14 protein-coding genes are annotated in these 12265 nt (G+C 35.8%); 7 read left to right on the top strand and 7 right to left on the bottom strand.

Going from position 1 to position 12265, the window contains the following annotated elements; all coding sequences use genetic code 11:
• Positions 1 to 120 precede the first annotated feature (120 nt).
• From EGI22_RS16610 to EGI22_RS16590, 5 genes are all read left to right on the top strand, one after another.
• Positions 121 to 432 (top strand): type II toxin-antitoxin system HigB family toxin, encoded by a 312-nt coding sequence (locus tag EGI22_RS16610; RefSeq protein ID WP_255069545.1) that lies wholly within the window; start codon positions 121 to 123, stop codon positions 430 to 432.
• Entirely contained in the window at positions 429 to 788 is a 360-nt protein-coding gene (locus EGI22_RS16605; protein ID WP_255069544.1) for a type II toxin-antitoxin system HigA family antitoxin, read from the top strand. The genes EGI22_RS16610 and EGI22_RS16605 overlap by 4 nt, the downstream gene beginning before the upstream one ends.
• Positions 789 to 900: 112 nt before the next feature.
• Positions 901 to 1593 carry a LytTR family DNA-binding domain-containing protein gene (locus EGI22_RS16600; RefSeq protein WP_255069543.1) on the top strand — a complete coding sequence of 231 codons (693 nt, stop codon included), beginning with the start codon at positions 901 to 903 and terminating at the stop codon, positions 1591 to 1593.
• 171 nt (positions 1594 to 1764) lie between these two features.
• Positions 1765 to 2172, top strand: a complete 408-nt coding sequence (locus tag EGI22_RS16595; protein WP_255069542.1) for a BlaI/MecI/CopY family transcriptional regulator — start codon at positions 1765 to 1767, stop codon at positions 2170 to 2172.
• An 80-nt stretch (positions 2173 to 2252) separates the two neighbouring features.
• Positions 2253 to 4064: a M56 family metallopeptidase gene (locus EGI22_RS16590; RefSeq protein WP_255069541.1), complete on the top strand. Its 1812-nt coding sequence runs from the start codon at positions 2253 to 2255 to the stop codon at positions 4062 to 4064.
• 36 nt (positions 4065 to 4100) lie between these two features.
• Here EGI22_RS16590 and EGI22_RS16585 read toward each other — a convergent pair whose 3' ends face one another.
• The gene (locus EGI22_RS16585; RefSeq protein ID WP_255069540.1) at positions 4101 to 4841 is read right to left on the bottom strand and encodes a glycosyltransferase family 2 protein; all 741 of its coding nucleotides are present in this window, start codon (positions 4839 to 4841) and stop codon (positions 4101 to 4103) included.
• Positions 4842 to 4933: 92 nt separating this feature from the next.
• Positions 4934 to 7141: a TonB-dependent receptor gene (locus tag EGI22_RS16580; protein WP_310588176.1), complete on the bottom strand. Its 2208-nt coding sequence runs from the start codon at positions 7139 to 7141 to the stop codon at positions 4934 to 4936.
• Positions 7142 to 7240: 99 nt separating this feature from the next.
• Here EGI22_RS16580 and EGI22_RS16575 point away from each other — a divergent pair, with 99 nt between their 5' ends.
• A complete protein-coding gene (locus EGI22_RS16575) occupies positions 7241 to 7894 on the top strand; it encodes a metal-dependent transcriptional regulator (protein ID WP_255069539.1) in 654 nt (217 codons plus the stop codon).
• Between the two features lies 1 nt (position 7895).
• Here EGI22_RS16575 and EGI22_RS16570 read toward each other — a convergent pair whose 3' ends face one another.
• Positions 7896 to 8324 carry a hypothetical protein gene (locus tag EGI22_RS16570; RefSeq protein ID WP_255069538.1) on the bottom strand — a complete coding sequence of 143 codons (429 nt, stop codon included), beginning with the start codon at positions 8322 to 8324 and terminating at the stop codon, positions 7896 to 7898.
• Positions 8325 to 8600: 276 nt separating this feature from the next.
• Between EGI22_RS16570 and EGI22_RS16565 the strand changes: the two genes are divergently transcribed.
• On the top strand, positions 8601 to 9026 hold the full coding sequence (locus tag EGI22_RS16565) for an ArsR family transcriptional regulator (RefSeq protein ID WP_310588175.1): 426 nt from the start codon (positions 8601 to 8603) through the stop codon (positions 9024 to 9026).
• 81 nt (positions 9027 to 9107) lie between these two features.
• Here EGI22_RS16565 and EGI22_RS16560 read toward each other — a convergent pair whose 3' ends face one another.
• The 4 genes from EGI22_RS16560 to EGI22_RS16545 all read right to left on the bottom strand — a co-directional run bounded on the left by EGI22_RS16560 (position 9108) and on the right by EGI22_RS16545 (position 11976).
• Positions 9108 to 9245 carry a hypothetical protein gene (locus tag EGI22_RS16560; protein ID WP_255069536.1) on the bottom strand — a complete coding sequence of 46 codons (138 nt, stop codon included), beginning with the start codon at positions 9243 to 9245 and terminating at the stop codon, positions 9108 to 9110.
• Between the two features lie 2 nt (positions 9246 to 9247).
• Positions 9248 to 9754 (bottom strand): histidine phosphatase family protein, encoded by a 507-nt coding sequence (locus tag EGI22_RS16555; RefSeq protein WP_255069535.1) that lies wholly within the window; start codon positions 9752 to 9754, stop codon positions 9248 to 9250.
• 21 nt (positions 9755 to 9775) lie between these two features.
• Positions 9776 to 10573 (bottom strand): SDR family oxidoreductase, encoded by a 798-nt coding sequence (locus EGI22_RS16550; protein WP_255069534.1) that lies wholly within the window; start codon positions 10571 to 10573, stop codon positions 9776 to 9778.
• A 125-nt stretch (positions 10574 to 10698) separates the two neighbouring features.
• Complete coding sequence (locus tag EGI22_RS16545; RefSeq protein ID WP_255069533.1) at positions 10699 to 11976, bottom strand: Glu/Leu/Phe/Val dehydrogenase; 1278 nt, start codon at positions 11974 to 11976, stop codon at positions 10699 to 10701.
• Positions 11977 to 12265 lie beyond the last annotated feature (289 nt).

Genomic DNA, 12265 nt, shown 5'->3' with positions numbered 1-12265 from the left:
TATTAAGAAAATATTAGTGTATCTTGGGTGATTTGCTTATCATAAAATCTTAAAAAAAAGAGTATTTGCTTTGGAAAAGAATCAATTAGTTTTTATTTTTGTTCACTATGAGTAAACAAAATGTTTAATATTATAAATAGAAAAACGCTTTTGGCTTATTGTGATGAATATCCTAGGGCAAAAAACGCCCTATTAGAATGGTATCATGAACTTTTGAAAAGTGATTTTTCTTCCTTTCAAGATTTGAAAAATACCTACGGAAATGTAAGTTTAGTAGGTGATGACCGTGTGGTATTTAATGTTTTTGGCAACAAGTATAGATTGGTGGTTCGGGTTGTTTTTTTATATAAAACCATACAAATCAAATGGTTTGGTACGCATGCCGAATATGATAAAATAGATGTAAGTACTGTAAAAATGAAGAAGAAATGAAAAACTTAAAGCCAATAAAAACTGAAAGTGAGTATGAAGAGATGCTCGACTGGGTAGATAGTCAGTTTGATGCTGCTGTATTACCTAATACAGCTGAAGGCGATACTTTAGAAATGGCTCTTTTACTGATAAAAGACTACGAAGATAAAAATTACAGTGTTCCCTTTCCAGATCCGATAGAAGCCATCAAAAATAAAATGAAAGATGAAGGATTGAAGCATAAAGACTTTGTGGAGGCCATTGGAAGTAAGGCGTATGTTTCTGCTATATTGAATAATAAAAAACCTCTGACATTAAAAATAGCTAAGATGTTTCATAAAAGATTGGGTATTCCAGCAGAGGTATTGCTTTCTTGAAATGTCTTTTAAGGTAAATTGCCTTGTTTCTATGCCTATTCAATACCTAGTTTGATGTCATTTTAGATATGGGTAATACTCCTGAACCAACTCTTTCTCAAAAAATACACCAATGAACTTAAAAGCCATAGCGATAGACGACGAGCCACATGCTCTGGAAGTAGTAAAAATGCTTGCTGAAAAAGTCCCTTTTTTGAGCTTAGATGCTATGTTTACCAATTCGCTTGAGGCATTGGCTTATTTGCAAAATCATAAAATCGATCTTTTGTTTTTGGATATCAACATGCCGGATATTTCGGGGATAGAGTTGGTGAATATTTTGCCAAAAAATATTCCGATTGTATTTACTACAGCCTATTCTGAATATGCCGTGAAGGGATTTGAGTTGGATGCGGTAGATTATTTATTGAAGCCTTTTTCTTTGGCGAGGTTTACGAAAGCTTGTCAAAAAGCCTTGGAAATCAAAAAAAATCAAGCGGAAGAAGCTCCTAGTCATGTATTTATTAAAACTGGATATGAAGAAGAAAAGGTAGACTTAAACGACATCCATTATATAGAAGCCGATGGAAATTACATGACTTTTTACCTAAGCAATAAAAAACTGCTTTCCCGCCAAAGTATCTCTGACGTATTAGGAGTATTACCTACCGACGCTTTTATTCGGATTCATCGTTCTTATATTATTTCAAAGAGTAAAATCGAAAAAATAAGTAGAAATTCTGTTTGGCTTTTGGGAATTGAAATCCCCGTTGGTTCATCTTATGAAAGTAAACTCTTGGAAATCAGAGCCTCACTAGGTTTGTAGGCGATTTTTTATGAATGTTTTCCTAGTTTATTTTATCTTCTTTCTGGAAATGTCATCCAAAACAAAGTCTTAAGATATCTTAATTTCTCCCATCTACGAAAAAATTCGTAAATAAAATTTGGAAGTACGAATCTTTTCGTATTACATTTGTACGAAACAATTCGTAGATAGATGGAGACCTTCCAAAAACCAACAGAGTCAGAACTTGAAATCCTCAAAATATTGTGGCAAATGGGCCGTGCCACAGTGAAACAGGTAAATGAGGAAATCAACAAAACCAAAGAAGCTGGGTATACTACCACGCTGAAAATCATGCAGATAATGTTTGAAAAAGGTTTGGTGGCTAGAAACGCCGAAGGCAAACAGCATATTTTTGAGGCAAAAGTAGGGGAGGAAGATACACAGAAATCGTTATTGAATCGTTTTATTGATTCTACTTTTCAGGGCAATGCCATGAGCTTGGTGATGCAGGCTCTCGGCAATCATCACACATCTGAGGAGGAGTTGAGTCAACTCAAGCAACTGATTGCAACTTTAGAGAACCAAGCTCCCACAAAAGGGGATGATTTGGGAAACTAAAAAAATGATTCATTTCAATTGGGAAAAGAATCGAAAACAATTTATGAAAAAGCTATTTTAAAAAATTAAAAAAAGATCTTATGGAAAACGTAACAGAATTTTTTGCCAGTCCGCTCGCCAAGTCGCTTGGCTGGACATTGGTGCACGCTCTTTGGCAGATTTTGGTCATTACTTTGGTGTATTTTGTAGTGGTACTGTCTACCAAAAAAGCAAGTATTAGATATTGGTCAGGTATGGGTTTGTTGACGATACAATTTGCCGCGAGTGTTTTTACTTTCTTTTATATTCAGTTTCAAAATTCTACACAAAAGACCTTTGAAAGTCTGAATATGATGCCGAAAGCTTTGAGTAGTTTCCAAACTTTATTGGTTTTTCTGCAAAATAACCTCTCGCTTTTGGTAGGTGTTTGGATGCTTGGCTGTGTGATTTTGTTTGCAAAATTGGTTTTAGGCTATGTATGGGTAAATAAATTAAAAAACCATCCTCAAAACCATTTTGACGAAAAACTTACGGCGGTTTTGCTAAAGATGCAGCACAAGATGGGCATCAATAAAACGGTGGTAATAAAAACCTCAGAAATGGTTTCACTGCCTATGATTATGGGTTTTTTCAAACCTGTTATTTTGCTTCCCATGCAGGTAGTTACCGGATTTTCGAAGGAACAATTGGAGACGATTCTGGCACACGAACTTGCCCATCTTCAACGCCAAGATTTCCTTTTTAATGCTTTGCAGTCGGTCTTGGATGTAATCTACTTTTTTCATCCGGCCATGTGGCTTATTTCTGCCCTTATCAGAAAAGAAAGAGAAAACTGCTGTGATGATATGGCCCTAAAAATAAGTGGCGATAAGCTGCTTTTGGCTAAGACTTTGGTGCAACTTCAGGAGAAAGCTTACGCTCCTAGTCTTGCGATGGCTTTTGGAAAAAAACGCTATACTTTGCTTGAGCGGGTGCAAAGGATAGTTGGCATTAAACAAAATCAGAATTTCAGCAAAGAAAGTATCTGGATTGTATTTGGACTTTTTGTGACATTTTTTGCTTTTGCTCAAAAGACAGAAGATAAAGCTACGAATGTAAAAATAGAAAAAACAGAGGCTGTTGGAGTAGTTAAAACAGACACGACGATAGCTCCAAAGTCAAAAAATAGCAACAATATCACTATTCAAAATAACAAGCACGATTTCAGAATTACGGACAACAAAATCCTTTTTGATGGCGAAGAAGTTCAGCTTAGTCCTGAAGTAAAAGTGAAAGTTGATCAAAGACTTAAGGCCATAGAAATAAACCAGCAGAAACTTGAAAGCCAAAGTAAGCTGATGGAAGCTGAAGGCAAGAAAATGGAAGAAATTGGTAAGCGTATGGGGATGAATTCAAAACCTATGGAGGAAGTTGGCAAAAAGATGGAGGAAGTAGGTAAGAAAATGGAAATGGCTGCCAAAAAGTACGAAGAAGCCTACAAAGGAAAGGATTTGACAGAAAAACAAATTGAAGCTATCGAAAAGAAGTTTGAAAAACAAATGGCTGAATACGATGCTGAAATGGACCAATATGGTAAGCAAATGGATGAACTTTCAGCTCATTTAGAAGAACATTCGGCACCTATGGAAGCATTGTCGGCAAAAATGGATGAACTCTCAGCACCGATGGACGCCATGTCGGAGGACTTAGATAAAAATATAAATGAAATTATCGAAATGCTCCCTGGTGATATTAAGTCTAAAATCATAATTGATAGACCTAAAGCACCAAAGCCACCGAAACCCCCAAAGCCAGTAAAAGTATATAGAAATGGAAATATGCCTCCGCCGCCCCCAAAAGCACCGAAGGTACCCAAAGCACCAAAAGTTAAAGTGAAAAGTGTTTCGCCACCACCGCCACCAATAAAAGATTGATATTTAGCTCCCTAATAGAAATTTTAGGGAGTTTTTTTATTCAAAAATTACATTTTTTACAATACCTTTTCTGTGCAACCAATATTGCATAGAAGTTTGTAAGCAACCTATGCCGTATTTCAAACTTCTCGAAAAATTTATGGAAGAAGCTTCCTCAAAGTATTTTGTTGGGCAAGTTATTTCGGCTATTTCGTAGTTCTTGTTAAATATCTGGCAGAGCATTTGGTTGTCAAACACGAAGTCGTCAGAGTTGGCCATAAAGTTGATGTCTTTCACTACATCTGCCGAAAAAGCCCTGTAGCCAGTATGGTATTCAGAAAGTTTTTGGCCAATAATAAGATTTTGAGCGAAAGTCAAAAAACGGTTTGAAATATATTTATACATAGGCATTCCGCCTTTCAAGGCACCTTTTCCTAATATTCTCGAAGCTATCACCACAGGATAAAGTCCTTCAGATATTATGCTCACCATAGACCTAATAAGAAGTGGAGTGTATTGGTAATCAGGGTGTAGCATGATAATTATGTCGGCATTTAAATCTAAAGCTTTGTTATAACAGCTTTTCTGATTTCCGCCATAACCTTTGTTGCTTTGATGAGCTACTATGTGTTTAATGCCTATTTTTTTGGCAGTTTCTATCGTGCTATCTACTGAAGCATCATCTACTAACACCACCTCGTCTACAATGTCAAACGGAATCTCATCGTATGTTTTTTTGATGGTGGCCGAAGCATTATATGCCGGAAAAACAACTACTACCTTCTTGTTGTTGAACATCTAAATTAGGGTTAAATTGTAAATTTACAGAAAATAGTCTTTCATAAAATATGCCAATTATAAATTCTAGATACATTATTAGGTTAAAAATGCTATTTTATCTCAAACTTTAAGCCTAAATATGCCCTTCGGCCTTGCAATGAAGTATAAACATAAGTGGGGTCAAAATTTAAGGCATAAGGGTTGCTTTCGGTGCTGATAGGTAGCCCTGAATTGTCGTAAGTTACATTTTTGTCAAATGGGTCTTTGGCTCCTGCTATTATGAAAGGCAAGTTTTTGTACGGCAAGAAATTACCGAGATTTTTTACTCCTCCGTATAGTTTAGCGTTTTTTAGTATTTTCTTCGAAAACTGCACATTGTGAATCAAAGTCCAAGGCGAACTGCCCGGCCTCGGGTCTAGTTCATTTTGCAATGGCAAAAGCAATGGGCCAGTTATATTGCTTGTAAAGTCTATCGTGGTATTTAATTCTGGAATATCATAACTAGCAGAGATTTTTGCCGAATATTTCTCGGTAAAATAAGGTCTGGCGGTCTGCTTATTTTCATATTTTTTTACATCCAGTAAGGTCCCCGAAACCTGAACTTTTAGGCTATTTTCCAAATTTAAATCCAGACTTAGACTTAAGCCTTTTGAGGTTAAATAGCCATCTAGATTATTATAATATATTTTGTCGGGATGCCGGTCATAGTTTGGGAGTATTTTGTTAGAAAAATACGTATAGAAACCAGATACTTCTATACCAATAAATCCATTTTTTAAAGCAATTTTTTCATTCCAATTTAAGTTCGCATTCCAGCTTTCTTCGGGTTTTAGATTTTCCTCTATTATTATTTCTTTAGCCCCTGTCATGGCGGCATGTTCTTCCGCAAAAACGTTTACTATTCTATATCCTTTGCCAATGTTGAGCCGTAAAGAATTATCCCATTTTATAGCCAGTCTTGGCGTGAAAATCATACCATGGTTTTTTTGAATATCCAAACGAGCACCCATAGAAGTTTTTAGTTTTGTGGTAATTGCCGCCTCATTTTGCACAAACAAACCTGGCGTAAACTGAGAGATTGGTGCCGTTTTGGTTAAAATCGTATTGTCGTCATAATAATTGTACTTAAATGGTAAGCCCACTAACCAATCCTGCTTGTTTTTCTTTTTCGAATAAATTAACTGTGAGAAAGCTGTGGTTTGTTTTCCCAAAAGTGGCGTTTCTCCATAGTAAGAATCTTGTAAATGGTAAACCAATGAGTATCCGATTGAAAGATGTTCAGCTAGTTTTTGATTTCCAATCAATTCTGCTCTTTTTGTTATGATACTTTCGCCATAAACTTGGTCTGTTCCTCTGTATTTTTTGTCCCAATTGGTTTCACCTCCCCATCTGTTTTCACCCGAAAATCTTAGAAATACAGATCCTGAAGAATATTGGAATTTATTAAAAACGGAAAGCCTTTTCTGTAAACTCAAATCCGTAAAACCATCTGTGTTTTTGTCTTTAATGTTTTGGTAATTAAACATATTTATCCCTACCAAAGCTGAAAATTTTCCTATTTTGTATCGAAATCCCCAATCATTGTTTATCTCACCCCAAGACGTTGTGAAAGCATCAAAACTCAGTTTTGGACTTTTTAATGGGGTTTTTGTGATAATATTAATGAGTCCACCTACGGCCTCTGAGCCATAAAGTGTAGAGGCAGGGCCTTTTACAACTTCAACTCTTTCTATGAGGCTATTTGGGATGCCCATCAGGCCATACACTGAGCTCAAAGACGACACTATCGGCATGCCATCTATCAATATCAAAGTGTAAGGCCCTTCCATTCCGTTGATATGGATATCGCCCGTATTACAAATATTACAGTTTACTTGTGGGCGGAGACCATTTACGCCTTGAAGGGCTTCGAAAATATTGGCACTCGGATTTTTTGCAAAAAAGGCAGGTTTGTAAATTTCTATCGCAATCGGACTCTCTGATTTGCTCATTTCTTTCAAGTTTCCACTGATTACAACTTCGTCTAGCGTTTGATTGTCTTCTTCTAAATCTATTTCTATGTACTTGTTTCCTATAATTTCTAATTTAAGTTTCTTTGTTTTCATTGAAATATAAGACACTGTCAGTTCAATTTTTCCTTTGGGTACTGTTTTAAAACTAAAATAGCCTTCTTCATCTGACATTTTTAAGAAATCTGATTTTTCTATTTTTATAATCGCACCAGGTAAAACTTGATTTTTGTTTTTGATTTTTCCGCTTAATTCAAATTGGGCAATGCAGCTCAATGGCATCAAAAAGGCAAATATATATTTTTTCATGTCAATTATTTTATGGATAAAACTAAAAAGTTAGATTAGTCTAACAAAAATAATAGATTCTATTTTATATTCTCAAATAAAAATGAGATAAATTTGTAAATGATGACACTTACCGAGGAAAATTACCTAAAAGCTATGTTTCACTTAAGTGCTGAAAGTGTAGAGGTTTCGGTACTAGATTTAAGTAAAAATTTATCCATAAAAATGCCGACTGTAAACAGTATGGCTAAAAAGCTTGCAGCAAAAGGTTTGGTGATTTATGAAAAATATAAACCGCTAACGCTTACAAAAGAAGGAAAAAAAGCTGCTGGTTTAATCATCCGAAAACATAGACTCGTAGAAATGTTTTTGGTACAAAAGATGGGTTTTGCTTGGGATCAAGTGCACGAAATAGCCGAGCAAGTAGAGCACATAAAATCTCAAATCTTTTTTGATAGAATTGATGAACTTTTGGATTTTCCAAAAGTCGACCCGCACGGCTCGCCAATTCCAGATAAGTTTGGGGCCGTTTTACACCAAAACTATGTGAAACTAGAACAATGTATACTCAATCAGAAAGTGGTTTTTAAGGCCGTTGATTCTTCTCAAGATAGTTTTTTGAAACTTATAGATAAACTCAACCTCAAATTGGGCGACAATATTCAAGTTTTGGATATTCAAGAATATGACAAGTCCATGAAAGTTTCAGTAAATGATACTTTTGAAATAGTACTGAGTCAAATGGTGACTTCAAACATTTTGGTACAAAGCTGAGCTATTTTTTTAGCCCTTTAAATGTAGTAGTGAGTTCTTCTATCACTACAGTCATTTCAATATTTTGTCCAAACACTACTGCAAGTTCTTCCCCGTTTTCCATTAGACCAATGCCAGAATCTTCTTTTCTGATCAATTTTAAGTTTGGATGATCCTCGGTTTCGGTAGACAAAACCCCGTTTGACTTTTCTGTAAATATCAATTGAAGATTGGCTGTTAACTCAGTGGATTTTGTAACTGTAAAATCAAGATTGAGATAATTTGTTCCACTTTCAAGCGGAAGTGGGATTTCTGTACCTCCCAATATTATCGAGGTTCCTTTGTATTCACCGGCTACCATATCGCCTAGTGACTTCTCGATTTCTGTTTTTTTGCATGAATGGAATAGCAATAATAATAACAAGTAAATCAGTAATTTACGATTGTTCATTGTCTTTGAATTTTAAATTTGGCACGTTTTTAGACAATACTTTTTCAAGTATTTCTAATAAAAGTTCAAGAAACGTACCATAAAGACTCCAAATGTCTTTTTTTTTCGAGAAAACTTTCAGAATATTTTGAAAATTCAAAAAGACTATTTTAATTTGGAACTTATTATACGTGCTATTGAAAATAATAAAACTGTTTTATGGAATTAAAAGAAGCGAAGGATCGGTTTATCCATACGTGGGGAACCCTCGCCACACAGTGGGGGATAAACAGAACTATGTCGCAAATTCACGCATTGTTATTGCTCTCTCCCAAATCGCTCAATGCCGATGAAATCATGGACGAACTTCAGATATCTAGAGGAAATGTAAACATGAACCTCCGAGATTTGATGAGTTGGGGATTGATTTACAAGCAACTTCTTCCGGGTGAAAGGAAAGAGTATTTTCAAGCAGAAAAAGATATTTGGAAAGCTGCAAGGCAAATTGGCCGCGAACGTAGAAGACGTGAGCTTTCGCCGATATTAGAAACCATGGAAGATATTAAGAAACAAGTAAAGGACACTTCACCAGAGAGTGCAGAGTTTCTAAAAGTTGTAAATGATATTTATGCTGTGGCGGGCTTTGCTGACAATACATTAGATTTGGTAACAAAAGCCGAAGAAAGCTGGCTGACATCCACTTTCATGAAGTTGTTTAAATAATTTTTTTGGGGTTTTAAATCAGACTGTATTCTTGATTTTCAGGAATACAGTCTTTTTTTTGCTAAAAATTGAAGGCTTTAGCTATTTCTGGATTGCTCTCTCGAGCTGTTTCTTTTTGTTCCATGGAGCAGTAGTTTGTCTCGCCATGTCTATTAAAACGATTATCACGGCAACTACAAACAAAACGAAAATGATTTTGAAAAGTTTATTGTTCTTCATAATTAACTTAACTCTTTTACATCTGTTCTTTTGACTAAACTTCCTGATTTCTGAGAGATTTCTGCCCAAGCTAAGTCTTCAAACTTCAAATAGATTGCTGTAGCTTTGCTCATACTGCCACCGCAGTCATCACTCGAAAGGTAATCCGCAAAAAAAGAAATGTCTGGGTTGTGACCTACAATAATGACAGTATTGTTATCTTCTGAAAGTTCATTTAGTAGAGCTAAATATCCTCTCGGTCCACTACCGTATAGTTTGTCAGAATTTTCGACATTGTCAGTGTCAAATTTTAGTTGTTCAGCTATCAGGTTTGCAGTCGCATTGGTTCTTGCAGCTGGACTACAATAAATAGCATCTACTACAATTCCGGCTTCACGTAAATGTTTCCCCATTCTCGCAGATTCCATTATACCTCGCGAGGTTAGTTCTCTGTCAAAGTCTCTAACCATTGAAGAGTTGGTTACGTCTTCGGCAGTAGCGTGTCTGATTAAAAGTAGATTTTTTTCCATTGATTTAATTTCTTATCGTGTTTACTTTGGTGCTTGTTTTAATACAATTTTTTCTAATATTTTAGGAAAAAAACGTTTCAAATATACACCTAATACTTCTTTTCCACCAATATAAATTTCGCTTTTATTATTTCTTATTCCTGCCACTATTTTTTGAGCACAAATGTCTGCTGGCACGCCGTTTTGTTGGTTAGTGTCCATCTTTCCATGTTTCGAACCGTCTGATGACAAGGCATTTAAAGAAATGTTGGTGTTGATATAACCAGGGCACACCAAGGTAACTTGGATGTTGTTTCTATAAACTTCAGCTCGTAAAGAATCAAAAAAGCCATGCAAAGCATGTTTGGTGGCACTGTATCCTGAGCGTAGAGGAGTGCCAAGTTTACCTGAAACACTACTTGTTACTACTATATGTCCGCTGTTTTGATTAATCATATAAGGCAAAACAGCTTTTGTTAAAGCTATAACTCCCAAGAAGTTAATATTGATAATCCTTTGATAAACCTCCATGCTTGTGGTTAAAACATCGCCCCTTTGTGATATTCCGGCATTGTTAAATAACAAATCTATTTTGCCGAATTTTGCTATTACAGATTGCGTCGCTTCTTTAATCTTTTCAAAATCTTCTACATCTAGCGGTAACACCAAAACATCACCATCTGGCAAACCACAATTTTGTTTTACTTTTTCGAGTTCGTCTTTTCTCCTGGCCGAAAGAACTAGCTTTGAGCCCTCTTTTGCCATTACGTAGGCTGTTGCTTCTCCTATACCCGATGAGGCTCCTGTTATCCAAACTATTTTATTCTTTAGCTCACTCATTTTTAATTTAGATAAATTTGGTGCAAAGGTAGAATTTTATGAAATCAATCTTAATCAATTCAACAAAAAAAAAGACGCTTTTGTTATTCTAAAGCGTCTTTCAAAGTCTTAAATTTTACTGAATATCAACCGTATCCACCTCTGAATTTGTACGAACTAGAAACTTTGTCGATTGCCAATATATATGCAGCTAATCTCATCGGTACATTGTATTTCTGAGAAATAGCAAACACATTATTGAATGCATCTTTCATGGCTCTGTCGCTTCTTCTATTAATTCTGTCAAGGGTCCATTTGTAGCCTATTCGGTTTTGAACCCATTCAAAGTAAGAAACTGTTACACCACCTGCATTGGCCAAAATATCTGGCACTACCATTATGCCTTTTTCATTTATTATATCATCCGCTTTAGCAGAAGTAGGTCCATTTGCACCTTCCACTATCATTTTTGCCTGAATTTTGGCGGCGTTATTTTTAGTTATAACATCCTCTTTGGCTGCAGGAACCAATAAGTCAACTGGCAAAAACAACAATTCCTCTGCATCTATTTTTTCTGCTCCATCAAATCCTTCTAAGGTTCCATTGTTTGCATTTCTATATTCTACAGCCTTAGCAATGTCTATGCCTTTATCATTATAATATGCTCCACTGATATCACTGATACCATTTATAGAAACCCCTTTTTCATGTAATAATATTGCAGCATGCGAACCCACATTTCCAAAACCCTGAACAGCTGCTGTAGCTCTGTATGGATTGAGTTTGAGTTTTTCCATGCCTGACAATGCAGAAACCATTACGCCTCTACCTGTAGCTTCTGTTCTGCCAAGTGAACCACCTAATACCAATGGTTTTCCAGTTACAACCGCCTGGGTTGTCATTCCTTTTGCTTTAGAGTATTCGTCCATTAGCCAAGCCATTTCTCGTGGACCTGTGCCCATGTCTGGTGCTGGTATGTCTTTGTCTGGTCCAAAGATATCTAACATTGAAATTGTGTAAGCACGAATCAATCTTTCGATTTCGCCAGCTGACATTGTGCGAGGATTACAAGCAATGCCTCCTTTGGCTCCACCATAAGGTATGTCTACTACTGCACATTTCCAAGTCATCCAAGCGGCAAGTGCTCTTACTTCGTCAAGTGTAACATCTGGATCTAGTCTGATTCCACCTTTTCCTGGGCCGAGAATGTTGGAGTGTAGTACTCTGTAGCCTTCAAAAACTTCGATTTTGCCATTATCCATCGTAACTGGTAGTCCCACTATAACTTGGCGGGCAGGTACTTTAAGTATGTTGTACATTTCGTCACTAATGCCAAGGATTTTTACTGCGGCGTCAAACCTAGACATCATGGACTCTAAAGGATTCTCTTTGTCCTTTATAGGAGCCGGCTCTAAATAGGTCATATTTTTATATAAAATTTATATTTTGGTGCAAACTTAGACAAAATACTTTGATTCTGTTAAATGTCATATTTTTCCTAAATATTTTCCTATTGATAAATGCTGAAATTTACTTATTTTAAAAGGTGTTTCGCCGATTTTTCAGATGAAAATATTGGATAAAGTTCAAAAAAGAATTGAAAATTTTTTTCAAATTAAAGCGATTGAAATTTCTTGGATTTGTTTTTTCTTGGCTCAATTTCATAAAATGATACCTTTTGATAAATTAAATATACCTGTTTGAATATGAACA

The sequence above is a fragment of the Lacihabitans sp. LS3-19 genome (assembly GCF_024343575.1).
GTDB lineage: Bacteria > Bacteroidota > Bacteroidia > Cytophagales > Spirosomataceae > Leadbetterella.
The sequence above is the reverse complement of the archived record's forward strand: the minus strand, read 5'-3'. Positions and strand labels throughout refer to the sequence as shown.